Source organism: Haliea sp. (assembly GCF_041395985.1).
Lineage (GTDB): Bacteria > Pseudomonadota > Gammaproteobacteria > Pseudomonadales > Halieaceae > Haliea.
On sequence record NZ_JAWKZJ010000004.1, the window covers coordinates 302570 to 324635 of the forward strand.

At 63.4% G+C, this 22066-nt stretch carries 16 protein-coding genes; 12 read left to right on the forward strand and 4 right to left on the reverse strand.

What is annotated here, in order from left to right:
* The first annotated feature begins 71 nt into the window (after positions 1-71).
* Genes R3E49_RS10000 through R3E49_RS10010 form a run of 3 tightly spaced genes read left to right on the forward strand, consistent with a single transcriptional unit; the run spans position 72 to position 6129 of the window.
* Entirely contained in the window at positions 72-668 is a 597-nt protein-coding gene (locus R3E49_RS10000; protein ID WP_371294909.1) for a class I SAM-dependent methyltransferase, read from the forward strand.
* A 17-nt stretch (positions 669-685) separates the two neighbouring features.
* Positions 686-2437: an autotransporter assembly complex family protein gene (locus R3E49_RS10005; RefSeq protein ID WP_371294910.1), complete on the forward strand. Its 1752-nt coding sequence runs from the start codon at positions 686-688 to the stop codon at positions 2435-2437.
* Entirely contained in the window at positions 2434-6129 is a 3696-nt protein-coding gene (locus R3E49_RS10010) for a translocation/assembly module TamB domain-containing protein (RefSeq protein ID WP_371294911.1), read from the forward strand. The genes R3E49_RS10005 and R3E49_RS10010 overlap by 4 nt, the downstream gene beginning before the upstream one ends.
* Positions 6130-6132: 3 nt before the next feature.
* On the opposite strand, the gene R3E49_RS10015 is transcribed toward R3E49_RS10010, so the two are convergent.
* Positions 6133-6771 carry an OmpA family protein gene (locus tag R3E49_RS10015; RefSeq protein ID WP_371294912.1) on the reverse strand — a complete coding sequence of 213 codons (639 nt, stop codon included), beginning with the start codon at positions 6769-6771 and terminating at the stop codon, positions 6133-6135.
* 110 nt (positions 6772-6881) lie between these two features.
* On the opposite strand from R3E49_RS10015, the gene R3E49_RS10020 reads away from it, so the two are divergent.
* On the forward strand, positions 6882-7946 hold the full coding sequence (locus tag R3E49_RS10020; RefSeq protein ID WP_371294913.1) for a metal-dependent hydrolase: 1065 nt from the start codon (positions 6882-6884) through the stop codon (positions 7944-7946).
* Here the strand turns inward: R3E49_RS10020 and R3E49_RS10025 are convergent.
* The 3 genes from R3E49_RS10025 to R3E49_RS10035 form a co-directional block, all read right to left on the reverse strand.
* Positions 7914-9092, reverse strand: a complete 1179-nt coding sequence (locus R3E49_RS10025; RefSeq protein ID WP_371294914.1) for an alanine--glyoxylate aminotransferase family protein — start codon at positions 9090-9092, stop codon at positions 7914-7916. The two genes, R3E49_RS10020 and R3E49_RS10025, sit on opposite strands and share 33 nt — an antisense overlap.
* Positions 9093-9109: 17 nt before the next feature.
* Positions 9110-11725 (reverse strand): pyruvate, phosphate dikinase, encoded by a 2616-nt coding sequence (gene ppdK / locus R3E49_RS10030; RefSeq protein ID WP_371294915.1) that lies wholly within the window; start codon positions 11723-11725, stop codon positions 9110-9112.
* An 83-nt stretch (positions 11726-11808) separates the two neighbouring features.
* Positions 11809-12696 carry an LLM class flavin-dependent oxidoreductase gene (locus R3E49_RS10035; RefSeq protein WP_371294916.1) on the reverse strand — a complete coding sequence of 296 codons (888 nt, stop codon included), beginning with the start codon at positions 12694-12696 and terminating at the stop codon, positions 11809-11811.
* Between the two features lie 215 nt (positions 12697-12911).
* On the opposite strand from R3E49_RS10035, the gene R3E49_RS10040 reads away from it, so the two are divergent.
* The 8 genes from R3E49_RS10040 (at position 12912) to R3E49_RS10075 (ending at position 22039) form a co-directional block, all read left to right on the forward strand.
* On the forward strand, positions 12912-13940 hold the full coding sequence (locus R3E49_RS10040) for a TIGR03617 family F420-dependent LLM class oxidoreductase (RefSeq protein WP_371294917.1): 1029 nt from the start codon (positions 12912-12914) through the stop codon (positions 13938-13940).
* A gap of 87 nt (positions 13941-14027) precedes the next feature.
* The gene (locus R3E49_RS10045; RefSeq protein ID WP_371294918.1) at positions 14028-15215 is read left to right on the forward strand and encodes an acyl-CoA dehydrogenase family protein; all 1188 of its coding nucleotides are present in this window, start codon (positions 14028-14030) and stop codon (positions 15213-15215) included.
* Positions 15216-15227: 12 nt separating this feature from the next.
* The gene (locus R3E49_RS10050; RefSeq protein WP_371294919.1) at positions 15228-16346 is read left to right on the forward strand and encodes an acyl-CoA dehydrogenase family protein; all 1119 of its coding nucleotides are present in this window, start codon (positions 15228-15230) and stop codon (positions 16344-16346) included.
* A 69-nt stretch (positions 16347-16415) separates the two neighbouring features.
* Positions 16416-17108 (forward strand): hypothetical protein, encoded by a 693-nt coding sequence (locus R3E49_RS10055; protein WP_371294920.1) that lies wholly within the window; start codon positions 16416-16418, stop codon positions 17106-17108.
* On the forward strand, positions 17087-18238 hold the full coding sequence (locus R3E49_RS10060) for a hypothetical protein (protein ID WP_371294921.1): 1152 nt from the start codon (positions 17087-17089) through the stop codon (positions 18236-18238). Before R3E49_RS10055 ends, R3E49_RS10060 begins: the two co-directional genes overlap by 22 nt.
* Positions 18239-18284: 46 nt before the next feature.
* The gene (locus R3E49_RS10065; protein ID WP_371294922.1) at positions 18285-18962 is read left to right on the forward strand and encodes a helix-turn-helix domain-containing protein; all 678 of its coding nucleotides are present in this window, start codon (positions 18285-18287) and stop codon (positions 18960-18962) included.
* A gap of 48 nt (positions 18963-19010) precedes the next feature.
* A complete protein-coding gene (gene rlmKL / locus R3E49_RS10070) occupies positions 19011-21278 on the forward strand; it encodes a bifunctional 23S rRNA (guanine(2069)-N(7))-methyltransferase RlmK/23S rRNA (guanine(2445)-N(2))-methyltransferase RlmL (protein WP_371294923.1) in 2268 nt (755 codons plus the stop codon).
* Positions 21279-21592: 314 nt separating this feature from the next.
* Complete coding sequence (locus tag R3E49_RS10075) at positions 21593-22039, forward strand: NAD(P)H-dependent oxidoreductase (protein WP_371294958.1); 447 nt, start codon at positions 21593-21595, stop codon at positions 22037-22039.
* Positions 22040-22066 lie beyond the last annotated feature (27 nt).

Consider the following 22066-nt stretch of genomic DNA (forward strand, 5'->3'; position numbering starts at 1 on the left):
GCCGGTATAATCATACGCAATTCAGGGAGAGTAACAGCATGGGTTTTTACGAACGGAGGATTTTGCCTCACGTGATCAACTGCGCGTGCGGTAGCAAGCCGATCATGCGCCAGCGCGAAAAGGTTGTGCCGCTGGCGCGGGGGGAGGTGTTGGAAATTGGTATTGGCACCGGGCTTAACCTGCCGTTGTACGACCCGGCGAAAGTGACCCGGCTGATTGGCCTCGATCCGTCGGAAAAATCCTGGGAGCTCGCGGGCAAGCGGGCCCAGGCGCTGTCGTTCCCCGTCGAGTTCGTGGGTTTGCCGGGTGAGGCTATCCCGCTGGCGGATGACAGTGTCGATACGGTGGTGGTGACCTTTGCCCTGTGTACTATTCCCGACCCCATTGCGGCGCTCCGCGGCATGGCCCGGGTGCTGAAGCCGGGTGGCGAGTTGCTGTTCTGCGAGCACGGTCTTGCACCGGACGGCGGGGTGCAGCGCTGGCAGCATCGAATCAACGGTGTCTGGGCGTCTGTTTGTGGCGGCTGCAACCTTAATCGTGATATCCCCGAGCTGCTTGCCTCGGGTGGTTTTCACGTCGATGAATTGCAGACGATGTATCTGCCGAATACACCGCGTATTGCCGGCTATAATTACTGGGGTCGTGCCCAACGCATCGACCGGGCCTGATCGGGTAAACCGTCGCCGTGTTGCGGGTTTTTCGCCACTGCTTTTTTGTCTGCTGTCTGTTGCCGGGTCCTGTGCTCGCCGCCGACGCGCTGCTGGAGTACCGTCTCGAGGGACTGGACAAAGCGCAGCGTACCAATGTCGAGGCTTGGCTGGGCCCGGCACCAGAGAGCGAGGCCGCGCGCAGCAATTTCCTGTCGTCCGCGCGGGAGCGGGTCGCTGATAGCCTGAAGGCGCTGGGTTACTACCGCGCCGACATCGACCTGTCTGTAGACAGGACCCGTAGTCCCTGGCAGCTGCTGATTTCAGTTACTCCTGGTCTGCCAGTCACGGTCGCTGAGCTGGATATACGGGTCACCGGTGCCGCCCAGAGCGATCCCGCTTTTCAGCGCCTGTTGACCACACCCGGTATTGCGCTCGGGGATATTCTGCACCACGGCCAGTATGAGTCCCTGCGCAATGCCCTGCTGCAGCTGGGACAACGCCGGGGCTACTTCGATGCCCGCCTGTTGCAGCGTTCTGTGGAAGTGGAGCCCGCTGCGAACACTGCGCGCGTGCACCTGCACTACGCCAGCGGCGATCGTTATCTGGTGGGTGAGTTGCGCTATGCAGAGGACATCGTCTCGCCCACCCTGCTCAAATCCCTGAGAAGCTTCAGCTCGGGTGAGCCCTACGATGTGGCCAGGCTGCAGACCCTGCAGGCGGAGTTGCAACGCACAGGCTATTTTTCCGGCGTTACCCTGCGGCCGCTGCTCGAGGAGCGGGAAGCGGGGCGAGTGCCCGTGCGGCTGGAACTGTTTCCCGCCAGGCGCCACACTATCGAACTCGGTATCGGTTTCAGTACCGACACCGAGGAGCGCGTCTCCGCGACCTGGACTACGCCGCGTGTGAATCGCTTCGGGCACAGCCAGGAAACCCGCTTCGAGTACTCCCGCATCAACCCCAGCGGGCAGTTTATCTACAACATTCCGCTGACCCACCCGCTGGATGACGTCCTGCAACTTGCGCTGCGGGTAGAGCAGAACGAGTACGGTGATCTCGACAGTAACCAGAATGAGGCGCAGGTGCGGCGCGAGCGGCGCTATGGCAACTGGGTGCTGAGTTATCACCTGCGTCTGCTGAATGAACGCTGGGATGCTGCCACGGTTACGGGTGACGAAGACTACGTCTTGCCCGGTTTCACTGTGTCCCACAAGACCCGACAAGGGTCACCCGTAAACCCGGACCGCGGGTTCAGCCAGTTCTACGAAGTCGAGGCAACCTCGAGCCAGCTCGGTTCGACTATCGACATGACCCGCCTCTATGCCAACTGGGTCTATGTGATGCCGTTGGGCGAGCGCGGCCGGGTTGTCAGTCGCGCTGAGGCCGGTGCGGCCTTGATCGGTGAGGGCCAGCGCGATGACCTGGCACCGTCACTGAGCTTTTTTGCCGGTGGATCGCAGAGCCTGCGTGGGTACGGTTACCAGTCCATAGGCAACACGGTTCCGGTGAAGCTGCGCGATGGTGAGGCTGTGGATTATGTGCTGGGTGCGGACCGGCTGGCGCTCGCCAGTATCGAGTACCAGTACAGGTTTCTACCTGACTGGCGTGCGGCCGTGTTTGTCGACGGTGGTGACGCCTTTGATGAGGGCGAGTTTGACGCCGTCGTGGGTGCCGGGTTCGGCCTGCACTACCTGACGCCTGTCGGTGCTGTGAAGCTGGAGATCGCCAACAGCGTGAGTGAGGATAATCCCGATTGGCGCATACACATCAACATTGGGACCGAGTTTTGAGCAGGCTGGCGGGCGTTCTGAGCGCGGCTGTGCTGGTCGCTGCCATCGGGCTTGTGCTGCTGCCTTTCAGTGCTGCTGGCACGCGGCTGCTGCTCAGTCTGCTACCATCCGCAGCGCCCGTGCAGGTTAGCTACGCCGGGGGCAGCCTCGGCGGGGAGTTGCAGCTGGAGATGTTGCGGGTGTCGCTGGATGGCCTCGAGGTGGAACTCTCCGGCGTGCGCAGTCGACTGCGCCCGGCCTGCCTGTGGCAGAGCCTGGTTTGCTTCGCGGCGCTGGAGATTGAGCAGCTCGAGGTCAGGGTGCTGCCCGGCGAATCCGCAGCGGATGACACCGAGGCGCAGACGGCAGAGGCGGGGTCCATCGAAATGCTTGCGTTGCCGCTTCGGCTGCGCGCACCCGGCGTGCGTATAGGGCGAGCGGAGGTCCGCTGGCCCGGGGGCATGTGGCGACAGGGCGCCAGTGAACTGGATATCGAGCTCAAGCCGGAGGGCGTCTTTCTTGGCAACGTCGTCCTGCGCGACGCGCAGCTTGCCCTGGAGGCGGCGGAGTCGTCAGCACCGTCGCCCCTTGTTTTGCCCTCGCTGGCACTGCCACTGACACTGGCAATCGATGACTTCCTGCTGCAGCGCCCAAGCGTGCGTCAGGGTGAGCGGCTCGAAGCACTTGACGCCATCCGCGGTGCACTGCGCTGGCGTGGGGAGCGTCTTGAGATTGCGTCGCTGCAGGTGTCGCAGCAGAGCCGGGGCCGGTTGCAAGCGAGCGGGCAGGTCGCCATGTCGGGGGACTGGCCGTTGCAGCTGGGTATTCGGGCCGACCTCGACATGCCATCTCTGCCGATGGCGCTGGGTGCGCGCAGGGTGGAGCTTGCCCTGTCGGGATCGACGCGCGCGCTGCAGCTGGAACTGCTCTCGCCGGGGGAGCCACAGGTACAGCTGACAGGTGACGTCGACCTGTTTGCACCCGCGCTGCCCTTCAATGCCTCGTTACGGCTCAATGGGGATCAGCCGTTGCCGCTGGCAGGTTTGCCTGGCCTGACCGGCCTGCCGCCTGGGCTGGTGGATGCGGCCATCCTCTGGCCTCTGCAGGCGACGGCGCAAGGCGATCTCGACGAGCAGGATCTGACGCTCACGGCACGGGTACAGGATCTCGCTTATGCCATGCTGAGTCTGGAGCTTTCTGCGCGCCATGCCCCGGGTCTGGTGCAGGTGCACAGATTCCTGCTTGATGCCGCCGAGGCGGGAAGCCTGTCCGTCGAGGGCCGGCTGAACTACGCGGATACCATCGCCTGGGAGGCCGCGGTGCACAGCGGGGGTCTGCAGATGCCGGAGCTCAGCGAGTACCTGTTCGGGCAGGTGGCGGGCTCATTGACCACGCGCGGCCGCCTTGGAGATGACGACTGGCAGGTGGAGCTGCAGGAGGTTGACCTCGTGGGTGACGTCAACGGTCTGCCGGCGATGATCAAGGGCGGATTGCAGCTTGACTCCAGCGAATTGATCCGCAGCGGTGCCCTGCGCGCACAGGTGAACGGCGCGGAAATTGATGTTTCGGCAGGCGCCTCGGGTGCGGCAGGTGCCCGCGCTGAACTGGGTATCGCAGATCTGGGACGCTGGTCGCGGGGAGCAGGGGGCAGCGTCCTGCTCAACGTCGATTGGGATCGTGCCGACAACCGTCTGGCGCTGCGCGGCAGTGTCGAGGGCATACACTGGAACAGCCTGCGGGCGGACCGCGGTGTGCTGGAGGGCGCGGTAAGCCTCGCCGATGGCCCCCGGGGAGCGGGTCGCCTGCGACTGGATCAACTGGAATTGGCGGGCGTCAATCTCGACGGGCTCAGTCTCACGGTCCAGGCGGACCGTGAAACAGCAACGCTGGAGCTGAGCAGCGAAGGCGAGATTGCGGGAGCGCTGAAGGCGGCGGCAACCGCCAGCGAGCGCGTCTGGGAGGTCGCTTTACAGCGCACGGAGTTTGCGACACCGATAGGACCGCTGACCCTTGCTGCTCCCGTGCAGGCGCGCTTTGCCGGGGACAGCGGTACGCTGGGTGCGCACTGTTGGCAGCTGCCGGAGACTGAGCTGTGTTTTTCCGAATCGCGGTTCGGAGCGACTGGCGCCGTCATAGGCCGGCTGACCGGCGATCTGGCGTTATTCGCCGCGCTGCTGCCACAGCAGCTTGAGGTTCGCGGGCCGCTGAATGCGGACATCGCGCTGTCCTGGGGAGACGATTCGCCCCTGCGCGCGCAGGCGCAACTGTCCAGCCCGGGCGGCTCGGTAACCCAGTTTTATCCGGAAGGGGAGTCGGCCACGTTCACCTGGGACGTCCTGCAGGCGACCCTGCAGCAGGATGACCGTGGTCTCGCCCTGCAGGCGGGATTGTTGCAGGACGACCGTCAGCGGCTGGCACTCACTGTGCAGTTGCCCCCTGACCGTGCAGGGAAGCTGCAGGGTGAGTTGGCTATCGACGCGCTGCAGATGGGCGCCTTGCAGCCATTTCTACCGCAACTGGAGCGCCTCGAAGGGACCTTGAACGGGCAGGTAACCCTCTCCGGCTCTGTGCAGGAACCGCTTGCAGACGGCGTCGTGCGCTGGACCGACGGGGTGGTACGGCTGGAGGTCAATCCCACAGAGCTGGACGCGGTCGATGTGCAGATTGCGCTGCAAGGATCGCGGGCGGCCCTGCGTGGCGTTGCCCTGCTGGGTGGGGGGCAGCTAGAACTGACCGGCGATGCGCAGTTGGGCGAAGAGCCCGCGTTACGCCTCAACATCAAAGGCGGCAACAACCGCCTGCTGTATCCGCCCAGTACGCAGGTGGAGGTGTCGCCCGACCTGGAACTGGCGCTAACTCTCGCAGGGATACAGGCCCGCGGCGAGGTGCTGGTGCACGAGGGACTGTTGGCCTATGAGGAACTACCGCCCGGTAGCGTAACGCTGTCAGACGACGTCATTGAGGTCGATTTCACGGGTGCGCCGCTGGAAGCGCACAACCCGCTGCGGCTGGACGCCGACCTGAGACTGCGCATCAAAGACCGGTTCCGGATACGCGGCAAGGACCTTAACATCACGGTGGGGGGGGATCTCAGTCTGCGCCAGGCGCCTGAAAGGCCGCTGCAGCTGTTTGGTAGCCTGAATATTCTCGGTGGTGAGTTGCGCGCCTATGGCCAGCGATTGCTGGTACGCCAGGGGCGAATCGCCTTCAGCGGGGTGCCGGAAAACCCAGAGCTCAATCTGCGGGCAGAACGTGAAATACCGGCGGAGGATGTACGCGCTGGGGTCACGGTCACCGGCACTTTGGAACAGCCGGAGTTGACGGTGTACGCGGAGCCGACAATGTCGCAGACCGAGGCGCTGTCTTACCTGCTTCGCGGTCGGGGGCTGGATTCAGGCGCGGGCGCGGACGGCACTGCGATGGCGCTGTCGCTGGGTACCAGCCTGATGAATCGCAGTGCCCTGGTGGAAGAGCTGAACAAGGTCCCGGGGTTGCGTAACGTGGAATTTGGCACCGACGGTTCAGAGGACGACACAGCTGCCACGGTGAGTGGCTACATTGGTGAGCGGATCTATCTGTCCTACGGGGTGGGGCTGTATGAGCCCATCAATGTACTCACGGCGCGCCTGTATCTGCAGGCGCGCCTGTGGCTGGAGGTGGTCAGTCGCCTTGAGAGCTCGGTAGACCTGTATTACAGCTTTGATATCAACTGAGCGTCAGACCTTGGGCAGGATGGTGAGTTCCACGCGCCGGTTCTGGCTGCGTCCCTGCTCCGTGGTGTTGTCGGCAACCGGTTGGTCAAAGCCCATACCCTGCACCAGCATGCGCGAGCGGTCGACGGAGCGGGTGACCAGGTAGTCGGCAACGCTGCCGGCACGGCGCTCTGACAGTGTCTGGTTCATTGCGCGGCCGCCGGTGTTGTCAGTGTGGCCGGTGATGCGCAGGGTGGTGTCGGCGTACTTCGAGAGCACTTCACCCACCGAGTTCAGCGTCGGGTAGAAACCTTCACGCAGGTTGTAAGAGCCCGTTTCAAACGTGATGTTGCCAGGCATGATCAGGCGGATGTTGTCCCCTTCCCGTGCAACCTGCACTCCGGTGCCCTGCAACTGCTCGCGTAGCTTGGCTTCCTGCACGTCCATGTAGGCACCGACGCCTGCGCCGACTATGCCGCAACCCAGGGCGGCATTGCGCGCGTGCTTGCCGGAGTCAATGGCGCCCACCAGCGCACAGACCGCCGCGGCGCCGGCCCCGTAGGTGGCCGCCTTGCTGGCCTGTTGTTGACCTGTGTAGGGGTTGGTGGTGCAGGCGCTCAGCAGCAGGCTGGCAGTGATTGCAGTAACAAAGCTCAGGCGCATAGGGTAATCTCCTCGTCCATTTGCGGAAGTGCAGCGTAAACACGCTTGGTCGGACCTGCAAGCTGTGGAAAAGTTGCAGCACCGGGCCGGCAATGATAGAGAGGAACAAGATGGATCCCTTGACCCAGGGCGCACTTGGCGCAGCATTTCCCCAGGCGATGGCGCAGCGGCGGCAGGTTGTCAGCGCCGGCCTGCTGGGTTTCCTGTCCGGCATGGCGCCCGACCTCGACGTACTGATTCGCTCCAGCGAAGATCCTCTGCTGTTTCTCGAGTACCACCGGCAGTTTACCCACTCGCTGTTTTTCGTGCCTGTCGGCGGGCTCATCTGCGCACTGTTGCTGCACGGCCTGATTGGTCGGCGCGGGGGACTCCTGCCCTGGCAAACGTACCTCTTCTGTGTGCTGGGCTATGCGACGCACGGTCTGCTCGATGCCTGTACCACCTACGGCACCCTGTTGTTATGGCCCTTCAGTGACCAGCGTTTTGCCTGGAATACAATCTCCATCATCGATCCGCTGTTCACACTGCCCGTACTGGCGCTGGTCGTCTGGGCGGGCCTGCGTCGCCGGCCTGCGCTGGCGCGCGCGGCGTTGGTCTGGGCGCTTGTATACCAGGGGCTGGGTGTGTGGCAGCGGGAGCAGGCGGAGCTACACGGTTGGGCGCTGGCCCGGGACCGGGGCCATGAGCCCCTGCGACTCGAGGCCAAGCCGAGTTTTGCCAACATACTGGTCTGGAAGATTGTTTACGAAACCGACACGCATTTTCATGTCGATGCAGTGCGTACCTGGCCCTCGGTGGTCGACTATCCTGGCGGCAGCATTCCGCGACTGGATGTCGCTCGCGATTTTCCCTGGTTGCAGGGTGCAAGCCAGCAGCGGCTGGATATCGAGCGCTTTCGCTGGTTCAGCAACGGCTATGTGGCGCTCGATCCAGCCGTGCCGGGGCGGATTATCGACGTGCGCTATTCCATGTTGCCGAACGAGATCAACTCGCTGTGGAGCATCCAGCTGCGTCCGCAGGCCGGCCCCGACGACCACGTGAGCTACGCGATGCATCGTAGCGGTGGTCGCGAGCAGGCCGGTGTGTTGTGGCGCATGCTGCGTGGCGAAAGGGTGCCTGGCAGCACCCCGTCGCGCAGTGCATCAGGCGTTGAGTACGGCGTTGGCGGCGATTAATGCTGCGTCGGTATCCGTGCTCAACCCCTGTTGTTGCAGCGCGGTGGACAGCGCAGTCAGGCAGAGGATCACGTTGCTGCGGTTACACGCCTGTCCCATCAGGCCGATGCGCCAGGTTTTACCAGCGAGTGCGCCGAGGCCTGCGCCGATCTCCAGATTGAAGTCCTGCAGCAGTGTCTGCCGCAGCCGCGCATCGTCGACGCCCTCGGGAATTCGCACAGCGTTCAACTGGGGGAGGCGGAACTCGGCGGCAACCGCCATGTCCAGCCCCAGCGCGTCGAGTCCCGCTACCAGCGCCTGGTGATGCAGGCGATGCCGCGCATGTGCCGCTGCAAGGCCTTCTTCCTTCAACATCAACAGAGACTCATGCAAGGCGTACAGCAGGTTGATGGGCGCGGTGTGGTGGTAGGCGCGCTTGCTGCTGCCTCCCCAGTAGCCCATCACCAGTTGCATGTCGAGAAACCAGCTCTGCACTTTGTGGCTGCGATTCTGGATGCGTTCCACAGCGCGCGGGCTGAAGGTGACGGGGGACAGGCCGGGCACGCAGGACAGGCACTTCTGGGTGCCGGAATATACGGCATCTGCGCCCCAGGCGTCGACTTGCAGCTCAATGCCGCCCAGCCCGGTGACGCTGTCCACGATGCTGAGGGCTCCATGCTCCCGGGCCAGTGCGCAGAGTGCTGCGACGTCGCTGCGGGCGCCCGTAGAGGTTTCGGCGTGCACAAACGCCAGCAGGGAAGCCTCGGGGTGAGCTGCAAACGCCGCGGCGACCTTGTCGGGGCTCACGGGCTGACCCCAGTCGTCCTCCACCATGATCGCTGTTGCGCCACAACGCTCCACATTTTCCTGCATGCGTCCGCCAAAGACACCGTTGCGACACACAATCACGGTGTCGCCCGGTGAGACGAGGTTGACGAAACAGGCCTCCATACCGGCCGAGCCGGGTGCGGAAATGGGCAGGGTCAACGCGTTATTCGTCTCGAAAGCGTATTGCAGGAGACCTTTCACGTCGTCCATCAGGCCGACAAACAAGGGATCCAGGTGACCAATGGTCGGCCGACCGAGGGCGCCAAGTACGCGAGGTGATACGTCGGAGGGGCCGGGGCCCATCAATACGCGGTGTGGAGGGAAAAAACTCTGGTTCATGATCGTGCTGCTCCTGTTCAGCTGCGCCGGCTTTCGGTTTCGCGGCGCACTTTTGCCTGTGCTGCGGCGATGCGCGCCACGGGCACCCGGAACGGGCTGCAGGACACGTAGTCCAACCCGAGGTCGTGGAAGAACTGGATAGAGCGGGGATCGCCGCCATGTTCTCCACAGATGCCGTATTTGATACCCGGTTTGCGCGCCCGGCTCTCCTGCACGGCGATTTCCAGAAGCCTGCCGACTGCGCGCTGGTCAAGCGAGACGAAGGGGTCACTCTCCACCAGCTTTTTCTCCAGATACATGGGCAGGAACTTGCCCACGTCGTCGCGGGAGAAACCGTAGGTCATCTGGGTGAGGTCGTTGGTGCCAAAACTCATGAATTCCACTTCCGGAGCAAGGCGATCGGCACCGAGTGTCGCGCGCGGTGTTTCCATCATGGTGCCGATCTTGTAGGGCACGGAAACGTGCTTTTCCTTCATCACAGCCTGGATGCCGCGATCGATGATTTCACTGATCAGGCGGATTTCCCGCACGTTGACCACCAGTGGAATCATGATCTCCGGCAACGGCTTCAGGCCTTCCTCAATGGCCCGCACAGCCGCGCTGATGATCGCCTTGACCTGCATTTCAGTAATTTCCGGGTAGACGATCGACAGCCGGCAGCCGCGGAATCCCAGCATGGGATTCACTTCCTTCAGACTCTCGGTCATCTCGCGGATCTTCTCCACGGGCTTGCCGATACGGCCGGCCAGCGCGACCATGTCGGCCTCGTCGTGGGGCAGAAACTCGTGTAAGGGCGGGTCCAGCAGGCGCACGGTGACGGGAAGCCCGTCCATGACCCGGAACAGGGCCAGCATGTCCTCTTCCTGGTATTTCAGCAGTTGCTGCAGATAGCGTTGCCGCTCATCCCTGTTTTCGGCGAGGATCATCCCGCGCATCTGGTCAATGCGTTCGGCATCAAAAAACATGTGCTCTGTGCGGCACAGGCCGATGCCTTCGGCCCCGAGTTCCCGGGCCTTGGCGGCATCCTCCGGTGTCTCCGCGTTGGCGCGCACCTTGAGTCGCCGGTGCTGGTCAGCCCAGGAGAGGAGGATCTGGAAGTCTTCGCTGCTGCTCGCTTCGGTTTTGGGTACGTCGCCCAGCATCACCTCGCCGGCGGTACCGTCGAGCGTAATGATGTCGCCGCGCCGCATGACGACACCATCAGCGGTGGTGGCGGTGCCCTCGGCATAGTTGATGCTCAGGCTGCCACAGCCAGTGATCGCGCAGACGCCCATACCCCGGGCGACGACGGCGGCGTGGGAGGTCATGCCGCCGAGTTCGGTCAGTATGCCGGCAGCCACTTTCATGCCGTGAATGTCTTCCGGTGTGGTCTCCCGCCGCACCAGAATGACGCTCGCGCCTGTCGCCGCGACTTCCACCGCCTCTTCGGCAGAGAACACCACGCGACCCGTTGCACCGCCGGGACTTGCAGGCAGGCCGGTAGCGACAATCTCGGTTTTCTGGGTCGGGTCGACCATCGGGTGCAGAAACGATTCGACATGTTCAGGTGACACGCGCATCAGGGCTTCGCTCTCTGAAATCAGCCCCTCGCGCACCATGTCCACGGCAATTTTTACCGAGGCCCGTCCGGTGCGCTTGCCGCTGCGTGTCTGCAGCATGTACAGCTTGCCTTCCTGTACCGTGAATTCGAGATCCTGCATATCACGATAGTGCTTCTCCAGCAGAATCTGCGTCCTGAACAGTTCGTCGTAAACCTCGGGCAACCTGTCTTTCAGTGCGGCCACCGGCAGCGGCGTACGGATGCCGGCGACAACATCCTCACCGGCAGCGTTGAAGAGAAACTCACCGAAGAAATCGTGGTCGCCGTTGGAGGGATTCCGGGTGAAGGCCACGCCGGAGCCGGAGGTGTCACCGAAGTTGCCGAACACCATGGCCTGTACGTTGACCGCCGTCCCCAGCGTTTCGGGAATGTTGTTCATCTCCCGGTAAACGTAGGCGCGCGGCGTATGCCAGGAGAGGAATACGGCTTCCACAGCCAGCTTCAGCTGCACGAAGGGGTCCTCGGGGAACTCCACCAGCGTTTTATAGATACGAATGATTTCCTGCCAGTCCTCCGCAGTCATGTCCACGTCATCACGTTTGCCATGGGCGGCCTTGTATTGTTCTATCTCGTGCTCGAACCGGTCGCCATCGGCTTCCAGGACGACATCCGCGAACATCTGGATAAAGCGTCGGTAGCAATCATAGGCGAAGCGCGGATTGCCGGTCTTTTTTGCCAGACCCTCGGCAATTTCGTCGTTGAGCCCCAGGTTGAGAATGGTGTTCATCATGCCGGGCATAGACACCGGGGCGCCGGAGCGCACCGAGAACAACAGGGGATTTTCAGGGTCCCCAAAGCGCGCTCCCATCTTCTTTTCCACCAGGTCGAGGGCGACGCGGTATTCCTGTTCCAGCAGGGGCGGCAGCTTGTTGCCGGCCTCAAAGAATTCACGGCAGGTTGGCGTGGTGATGATAAAACCATAGGGCACGGGCAGGCCCAGAGAGGTCATTTCGCAGAGGTTGGCACCCTTGCCACCGAGTAAGTCCCGGTCGTCCTTGCTGCCTTCATTGAACAGGTATACGCGCTTGGCCATGGGCCCTCCGGCTGGTTAGTGGAGTTGCTGTCGGAATTCGCGCGCGAGTATAGCGGAAAAGAGAGGGGGCTGCTCCGCAGAGATCAGCCCCGGCGAAGCAGTAAGTCCCCGAGCCTGTCGACCTCGCTGAGATCCGCGGTGGCCGGCACCAGGAACAGTTCCTCACAGCCGGCTGCCTCGGCATTGTCCAGTGCTTCCAGCACGGCATCTTCAGAGCTGCGGTGTACCGACTCTGCCATCATGGTGGCGATTTCCGGCCCGGCGATGGCGAGATACTCGTACACGTAGTCATACAGGCGCTGCGGACCGTTATCCGCGAGGGTGCACCAGAACCCGCCGAGCCGGTAAGGCTTGCTGTCCCGTCCGGCGGCTTGCCAGGCCTCGTCGGCCATGCTGAAGGCATTGGCCAGTTCTGCCTGCTCGCCGTTGCCCGACCAGGCATAGAGTCCGTCCGCCCATTGCGCGCACCGGGCGATGCTTTTGGGGCCCAGCGCACCAGCCAGCAGTTTCGGTCCCCCCGGCTGTGTCGGTGCGGGGCCGATGACGCCCGCGCCCGGGATCACCTCCTGCTGGTTCCAGACCTGGCGGAGTGTTTCGACCTGGGTGTCCATGCGGCCATATCGACCTTTGAAGGGGGCCTCCAGCGCGGCGTAGTCTTTGTCCCTGCCTCCATAGCCCACACAGACGTGCTGTACCCGACCGCCGGAGAGGATATCGAGGCTGGCGACCTCCTTGGCAACCTGTACGGCGCTGTGCATCGGCAGCACGTAGAGGGTCGGCGTGATCATGACCTTGCTGGTGCATGCCGCGGCGGCTGCCAGCAGAACGCGCATATCGAACGTCGGCCCGTGCACGCGCTCGCCGCAGGAGACACTGTGAAAGGGGCCCTCGTCGACCCGCTTGAACCACTGCAGGTAATCGTCGCGCGTGAGACCGGCTTTCATGTAGGGCAGGCAGATTCCAACTTTCATCTTTACAGCGTCCTGGTGAAATAAAGCACGATTATGACCCAGACGGCGGTTCGGGTGCCCGCTGACCTGTACACGTATATAAACCAGAGGGGCCGGCCCTCCGCGGATGAACCCGCTGTACCTGCGGCGGGCGCAATCATCGCGGGCATTTTCTGTGGCACAGGGTATATTCTCTGGCCGGAGTCACTGCGGCACAGGGACAACAGGAGTCGCCGATGGCAATAAAAATTGATGGCCCGCTGTACGCGCGACTGGGGGAGGCCGCCGAGGCGGCGCGACGCCTGGCAGACCTGGGCTACGATGGGGTGTATACGCTGGAGGGGAGCAGTGACCCGTTTCTGCCGCTGCTGCTCGCGGCGGAGCACGCCCCCGGTCTCGACATTGCGACAGGTATCGCGGTTGCCTTTCCACGCAATCCATTGCACCTGGCCTACCAGGCCTGGGACCTGCAGCAGTACAGCCGGGGACATTTTTTGCTCGGTCTCGGCTCGCAGGTCAAGGCGCATATCGAGAAGCGCTTCGGGGTGGACTTCAGCCCACCCGCCGCGCGCATGCGCGATTATATCCTTGCCCTGAAGGCCATTTTTGCCTGCTGGCAGGATGGCGTGCCACTGGCCTATCAGGGCCGGTTCTATCGGCACACCCTGATGACACCCATGTTCAATCCCGGACCCAATCCCTATGGCGTGCCACCTGTATTGCTGGGTGCCCTGGGTCCTCGCATGACGGAGGTCGCCGGCGAAGTGGCCGACGGCTTGATTGTGCATCCCTTCAACAACCTGCGTTTCCTGCATGAGCAGGCCCTGCCAGCGGTACAGCGCGGTTTGGCCAGTGCCGGGCGCCGACGCGAAGCTTTCACCTTGCAGATCAACGCCATCGTCGTCACCGGAGTCACAGACCAGCAGCGAGCCGCTGCGCGCGCCGCCGTGCGGAGTCTGCTCGGCTTCTACGCGTCGACACCCGCCTACCTGCCGCCGATGGCGGCGATGGGGTTCGGGGACTTGCAGCCTGAGCTCAATCGGCTGTCCAAGTCGGGTGACTGGGAGGCACTGGGTGAGCATATTGACGATGACTTTATGGAGGCCTTTGCCGTCACCGCACATCCCGGCGATGTTGCGGCTTCACTGCTCGCGCGCTACGGCGACTGTTCGGACCGGCTCGCAATCTATGCACCCTACGACGCCCCCGATGCGATGTGGCGGGAGATCCTGCAGGACCTGAAGCGCTTGCAGGCGCCGTGCTGACCGCTCGCCATAAACCTTGGCCGCCCGCCGTCCTGACCCGGTGGTCAGGCGGCGCTATCATGAGGGCTCGTTGCCCCGGAGACAGGTATGAAAATCCAGTTTACTGATGCCCAGCTGGCGCTGCGGGACGAGTTGCGCGCCTATTTTCGTGAGCTCATGACGCCGGCGCTGCGCGCCGAGTGTGAACGGGATATGGGCGAGGGGGGCGGGCCGCTGTGGCGCGAGGCCCTGGCGCGCATGGGCCGCGATGGCTGGATCGGTCTGGGCTGGCCTGAGGAGTACGGCGGTCGCAATCTCTCACCGATGGAGCAGTTCATTTTTGTGGAGGAGGTGATGCGGGCCGGTTACCCGTTTCCCTTTTTGACCACCGAGTCCGTTGGTCCCACACTTGCGGAACACGGCAACGCCTGGATACGGGAGGATATCGTACCGAAGATTTTGCGCGGTGAGCTGCTGGTCTCCATCGGTTATTCCGAGCCGGACGCGGGTACCGACCTCGCCGCATTGCGTACTACCGCGGTCCGTGACGGTGATGACTGGATAATCAACGGGCAGAAGATGTGGACGTCACTGGCGCATTTCTGCGACTACACCTGGCTCGCTGCACGCACCGACCCCGACGTATCCCGGAAGCACAAGGGTATCTCCATGTTTCTGGTGCCGAACAGTGACCCGGGTTGGAGCTGTACGCCGGTGCACACCCTGGGCGGTGTGCGCACCAATGCAACCTTCTACGACAACATCCGGGTAAGCGATGATCACCGTGTCGGCGAACTGCATGGAGGTTGGAAGCTGATCACCAGCCAGTTGAACCGAGAACGCCTTAGCCTGATCAATTTCGGCCCGATTTCGGAGCTGTTCAATCAGGTTGTGCAGTGGGCCAGGGCAGCACCCTGTGCTGAGGGTGGGTTCATCGCTGACCAGTCCTGGGTGCAGGCCAATCTCGCTCGCAGTCGGGCGCTGATCGAATGCATGAAGCTCATTGTGTACAAGCAGTCCTGGGCAATGACGGCGGGTACGCTGGGCATGGCCGATGCATCTGCCGCCAAGGTGTTCGGTTCCGAAGGGTTTATCGAAGTGTATCGACTGCTGGGTGAGATTGTCGCGGAGGGCGGCCTGTTGCGCAGCCACTCCCCGGGGGCTCTCGAGCAGGCAGGGCGTATCGAGCGTCTGTATCGGACAGCGTCGATCATCACGTTTGGTGGCGGTGCCAACGAAATACAGCGCGACATCATATCGGCGGCGGGCTTGTGGATGCCCCGCGCAAGCCGCTGACAGGAGACAGCCATGGACTTCGGATTCTCAGACATTCAGGGCGAACTGCGCGCGTTGGCGCGCAAGATTCTTGACGATTCAGTGTCGGCCGGCACGCTCGCGGCCTATGACGAGTTTGCCGCCCCGCGCTTTGACCGCGGGCTCTGGCAGACGCTGTTGGATAGCGGTCTGCCGGGTATCGCGGTCGCGGAGGAGTACGGCGGCATGGGGCTGGGCTTCATGGAGCTGGGCCTGTTCATTGAGGAACTGGGACGCAGCATCGCCCCGGTTCCCGTGCTCGCCCATTGCGTGTCGGGCCTGCTACCCCTGCAGCGCTACGCTGGCAGTGCACTGCAGGCGCGCCTGTTGCCGCCTGCCGCGCGCGGTGAGCTGCTGCTGACAGGAGACTTCTGGTCAGGCTCCGGCGTGCCCACCGTACAGGCTGAAGCCACGGCGGATGGCCTGCGGCTGGCAGGGCGCTGCCCTGCGGTGCCCTTCGCGCGGCAGGCGGACTGGCTGCTGTTGCCCGTGGGGCTCGCTGACGATATCGCGGTGGTGCTGGTGCCTGCCGACGCTGCGGGTCTGCGTCTGACCGATCTGCAGATGACGCACTTCGAACCCCACGCTGCGGTGGAACTGGATGCAGTGAGCGTCCCCGCCGCTGATATTCTCGTGGCGTCCGGTGGTGAGTCGCTGGTGACATGGACGCGGGAGCGCTGCACCGCGGCATTGTGCGCGCAACAGCTCGGGTCGGCAGATCATGCAATGCACCTGGCCGCCGGGTATACCAGTGAACGCAAACAGTTCGGTGTGCCGATCGCGACCTTCCAGGCCGTGGGGCACCGCATGGCTGACTGCTACATCGATATTGAATGTTTGCGCCTGTGCACCTGGCAGGCGCTGTCGCTGCTGGGCGAAGAGCAGGTCGCTACTACCGAGGTACAGATCGCCAAGATATGGGCGGGCGATGTCGGCCACCGGGTCAGCTACGCCTGCCAGCATGTGCACGGCGGCACCGGTATCGACCGCGACTATCCTCTCTGGCGCTATTGTCTCTGGCTGCGTTTCAACGAGATGGCGCTGGGCTCCAGTGCGTCACAGGCCGCTGCGCTGGGACGGCGTCTGGCACGCGGTGAGGGTCTGTTCAGCTAGCCTGCTGGTGCGCGCTGGGCCCGCAGATTTCGCTCTGGTTGTGGGCGTCTCTGAGGTACACTGGAGGCCATGGTGCTGCGCTTGTCATCGGTTCTGCTTCTGCTGTCGCTGGTTGCTTGCGGCAGTGCGCCGCCGCGCGAGGCGACAGCCAGTCGCGTAGGCGTCGATTTCGGCGGGCAGTGGTCGCTGGACTACGGTATGAGCGACAACCTGCAGGCCAGCCTCAACGTACTCGTGCGCGAGCTGCAGCGGCAGGCAGAGCGCAGGGCGCAGGCGGCCGGTGCTGACCCGCGCATCCCCAGTGCCAGCCTTCTGGTGGGCGGTACGGGCAGCGACAGCGGTTCGGCTATTATCGGTTTGGCGCAGATGGCGGACCTGGTCAGTCGAAGTCCGCTGTTGGACATCACGCAGGATCAGCAGGGCATCAGGGTGCGGCGTGAGGATGACTTCTCCCTCGACTGCGATTTTCACGAAGGCCGACCACAGGCCGTGGAAACGCCCCTGGGCCGTGAGCTCTGCGCCTGGGACGGGCATCAGCTGGTCTTTGTGCTCTCGCTGCCGGATGGACTGGGAATCCGCCACAGGCTGACGCTCGGCCCTGACGGGCAGCTGCTCAATATTGCCAGCACGGTCAGTTCTGACCGCGTATCCCAGCCGTTTACGCTGAACCGCGTCTACCGCCGTATTGAGCCGGGCGCGCAAGGTTTCTCCTGCCAGCAGACCCTGACCCGAGGCACTGTGTGTACCACCGAAGCCGACTGAACCGGTTCTCCCCGCTGTTGTGCCTTGCCCTGTGTCTTGTGGCCTGTGCAGCGCCCACCCCTGCACCGACCCCGGCCACAGGCGCTGCCGAGTCTCTGCTGGCCGGTGATGCCACGCCGGCGGTCGGCGGCGTCACGCTGCGTACCCTGCAGGCTCCGCTGACGCCGGCGCTGTCTCTGGTGGTCGCGAGTTTTGATCCCGGCTTGCCTGAATCCACGGCGGGGCTCAGCCGTCTCGGTATCTTTCCCGAGATACGCAAGGCCGAGGCCCGTTTCATGCCGGTGCTGTTGCGGCAGGTGCTGCAGGAAAGCAACGCCTGGGGACCGGTGCGCGTACTGCCAGAGCCGCAGGCCACCGCTGAGCTGCAGGTCGACGGAAGGATACTGCATTCTGATGGGCGCGTGCTCCTGCTGCAGGTGCGCGCCGTCGATGCGATGGGGCAGGTATGGCTCGATCGACGCTACCGGGATGAATCGCATGCCGGCGATTTTGTGGCCGGCAGCGCCAGTGATCCCTTTATCGACCTGTACCGGCAGGTAGCCAACGATCTGCTGGCTGCTTATGAACGGCAGCAGAGCGCCGCGCTCTCCCAGTTGCCAACCATTGCCCTGCTGCGGCAGGCCAGGACATTGGCGCCTGCAGCATTCGATGGGTATCTGGTTGAGGAGGGCGCGGTGGTGACCTTGCGCAGGGCACCCGCGGAAGGGGATCCGATGATGGCGCGTGTACAGCGTATTCGGGACCAGGAATACCGCTTCATTGACGCAGTCGACCAGCAGTACGTCGACCTCTTTGAAACCATGCAGCCGACGTACAACCTCTGGCGCCAGTTTGGGCGCGAGCAGGCTGAATACCGCGAGGACTACGCACAGCGCCTCGCCCAGCGAGACCGCGCAGGCCCACGTGGCACGTTCGCAGCAATGGAGCAGACCTACAATGCGTTCAAGTGGAGCAAAATCCAGCAGCAGGATCTGGAAGACCTGGCGCGTGGCTTCAATAACGAGGTTCAGCCGACGGTCCTGGAAGCGAGTGGCAGTGTATACCGGTTGAGCGGCAGCCTGGAAAACCAGTATGCGGAGTGGCGTGAAATTCTTGAGCAGATTTTCCGCATTGAGTCCGGTCTGCCCTGAGCGGGCTGCACCGGCAAAAACCGGAGGGTTGCGCTAAGCTTGTCCCATGAGTGATAGAAAATCGACAGAAGATACAGACAGCCTGTTGGCCGGCCTGATGCGTTTTACGGGGCAGGTAGCGGGCGGCACGCTGGAGATTGCACGACACACGGCGACTATGACCGCCATGTTTGGCGAGGGCTGGGTGCGCCAGATGGTGCTGCAGAGCATGGAGCCCGAGCGCCTTGAGGCCATGGCCGATGCGGGACACTTCCTGCGCGACGCGCGGGAAACCGCGGGATTGTCGCTGAAGGAACTCGCCGACAGCCTGGGTCTCTCCGACAAGTCAGTGTTGGAAGAGGTGGAGCGCGGCGACAAGATCATGCCCCTGGAGCTGGTGCTGCGCAGTGCCAGCCTGCTTGCCCGGCACGATCCCGTGCCCTTTTTGATCAAGTTCCTGCGCACCTACAATCCACAGTTGGAGCAGGTGCTCGAACAGTGGGGTGTGATGGCGCTGCCGCGGCAGTATGAGCGGGAACGGCGGTTCGTGAATCTGTACCGACAACACGACGCTTTGCGCAGCCTGAGCGATGCGGAGCACGATCGCTTCATTCAATACATTGATGGTGCTGCGCGACTGGTGCTCGATGTCATGGAGAAGGAAAAGGCCGCGAACAAGCCCGCCGCCTCCGCCCAGAAACGCCCCGCGGCCGCGCGCAAGCGGGCACCTCGCAAGCGCAGTTAGCTGCGCTTTCCGGTACACTGTGCGGCCCGCTGACATCCGGACTATTGCATGCCAAGGCCCGCGCCAACATCACCTGCCTCCTCACCACAGCCAGCCACTGCCAACCGGCAGTGGTTCGCCACCTGTCCCAAGGGCATGGAAGGGCTGCTGCGCGACGAGATGCTAGCGCTCGGTGCCGACAGCGCGCGGGAAACCGTCGCTGGCGTGTACTTCGATGGCCCCCTTGCCATGGGCTATCGGGCCTGCCTCTGGTCTCGGCTGGCCAACCGGGTGCTGTTGCCGCTGGGCAAGTTCGAGGCCGGTGATGCCGACGCGCTGTACCGCGGGGTTCATGCGCTGAGCTGGCGCGACATCTTCTCCCCTGAGCAGACATTCAGCATCGACTTTACCGGTGAAAACGCACAGATCCGTAACACTCAGTTTGGCGCCCAGCGCTGTAAAGATGCCATTGTTGACTGGTTTACGGAGCAGGGCCTCGAACGCCCCTCGGTAGATCGGCGCAATCCGGATCTGCGCTTCAATGTGCGGCTGTCACGGCATGGCGCGTTGCTGGCGCTGGACATGTCGGGAGGTAGCTTGCACCGGCGCAACTACCGCCTGCAGGCCGGGGCAGCGCCCCTCAAGGAGAACCTTGCCGCGGCGATTCTGCTGCGTGCGGACTGGCCGGGGATGGCAGCGCGTGGGGGCGCCCTGATTGACCCCATGTGCGGGTCCGGGACCCTGCTGCTGGAAGCGGCCATGATGGCGGCGGATATTGCCCCCGGGCTCGGCCGCGAGCGCTTCGGGTTCGAGCGCTGGCACGGTCACAATGCGGCCCAGTGGCAGGCCTTGCTGGCAGACGCGCAAGGCCGGGCGCAGCGCGGCAGGCAGGCGCAGCTACCGGAGATGCGTGGCTATGATGCCGACGCCGCGGTGGTGCGGCGTGCGCAGGAGAACATCGCGCGCGCCGGCTTGCAGGACGCGGTGCGGGTCAGCTGCCGGCCGCTGGCAGAATTGAGCAAACCCACGCATCGGCCGCTGCCCCAGGGCCTCATCGTCTGCAACCCACCCTATGGCGAGCGCCTGGGCGATCGCGATAGCCTGCCTTATCTGTATCGAGAGCTTGGCGAAACACTGGCGCGCGAGTTCAAGGGCTGGCAGGCCGCGATTTTTACCGGCGACAAGGCGCTGGGACGCGCCACCGGGCTGCGCAGTCACAAGCAATACACGCTCTGGAACGGCGCCCTGGAGGCCAGCCTGTTGCTGTTCGATCTCACCGATAACCGGGTCAGCGACCGGCCCCCGGTGGCGCCGGGCGGTGCGGGTGTCGTCTCCCGCGCCGGCGAACAGGGTGGTGAACTGTCACCCGGTGCGGCGATGTTTGCCAACCGCCTGCGCAAGAATCGTCGCCGCCTCGCCGCCTGGGTGAAGCGGGAGGGTATCGAATGCTACCGGCTGTACGACGCAGATATGCCGGAGTACGCCGTGGCGGTCGACCTCTACGGCACACGAGTGCACGTCGCTGAGTATCAGGCCCCGGCTGGTGTAGACCCGCAGGCAGCCGCCACCCGCCTTGACGAGATCAGGGCGGCATTGCCGCCGGCATTGGGCGTTGCAGCCGCTGACATCGCCTACAAAGTTCGCCAGCGGCAGCGCGGGGATGAGCAGTATCGAAAGCAGGGCACCGAAGGAGAGCTACTGACGGTGCGCGAGGGGGGCGCGAGGCTGCTCGTCAACCTGCACGACTACCTGGACACAGGCCTGTTTCTGGATCATCGACCCCTGCGGTTGCGGTTGGGCAAGGAGGCAGCGGGTCGTGACTTCCTCAATCTCTTCTGTTACACCGGCACGGCCACCGTACATGCGGCCCTGGGGGGCGCCCGCAGTACCACCAGTGTCGACCTGTCAAATACCTACCTGGGCTGGTTGCGCAAGAACCTTGCGCAGAATGGGCTGGACGAGAGCCGCAATCACATCGTGCGTGCCGATTGCCTGTCCTGGTTGCAGGAAAGCACACAGCGGTATGACCTGATTCTGCTGGACCCGCCGTCTTTTTCCAATTCACGGAAAGTGGAGAGAAGTTTTGATGTACAGCGGGACCACGGTGATTTGGTCAGGGCGGCGCTCGCCCGCTTGCGCTCCGGGGGCGTGCTGTATTTCTCCAACAACCGCCGGGGCTTTCGCCTGGATCCGGAACTGGTCAGCAGTTACCACTGTGAAGATATCAGCCGGGCGACACTGGACCCCGATTTTCAGCGCAACCCTAAAATCCACCGATGCTGGCGGATCACGCAGCCGAGCTCCGAGAAGCCAGCGAGCCCGTGGGTCCGCCGGTAAGTGTCTGCAAACACGGCAGATTTTTTTGTCCACACTTATTGACACCGACCAAACCGTTTGGTACTGGAGGTTTCATTAATAGAATGTGCTTTATATATATAAAATAACTACATGAAAAATATGAAAAAAATCTATATCCAAGCGGGCGGCGAGGTGCTGCGACGGAAAAGAGTAGGCTGGTGCCGAAACGGAATGTCCCCAGACTTATCCACAGGCCGTTCTGTGGATAAGCTGTGTTTGGTGCCGGCAGGCGGGCGCTTCCGCATGTGCGGTAGCCGCACAGGTCCGGCACCTGGAGGCTGCCTGTGCCGCGCATGCTGATCGTCTACCACAGCCAGAGCGGCGCCAGTGCGCTGCTTGCAGCGGCCGCGCGGGAGGGTGCGGAAGCCACGGGCGGGGTCAAGGTGACCCTGCGCAGGGTCTGGGATGCCGGTGCGCAGGATATTGTGGCTGCGGATGGTCTGCTGCTGGTCGCGGCGGAGAATTCAGGTGGCCTGAGCGGAGGCATGAAAGACTTCCTGGATCGTACCTTTTACCCTGTGGGTGAGCGCGGCTGTGTGTTGCCCTGTGCTCTGCTCGTCAGCGCGGGCAATGATGGACGTGGCGCCGTCCGGCAGGCTCAGCGTATCCTTTCTGGCTTTCCCATGCGCGAGGCAGTCGAACCTGTGATCTGTCGCGGACCGGTCACCCCCGACCTCGAAGCACGGGCGAGCGAGCTGGGCGCGGGGTTCGCTGCGGGCCTTGAGATGGGCATATTCTGATCGTGTCAACGGGTGAAGGAGCAGGGT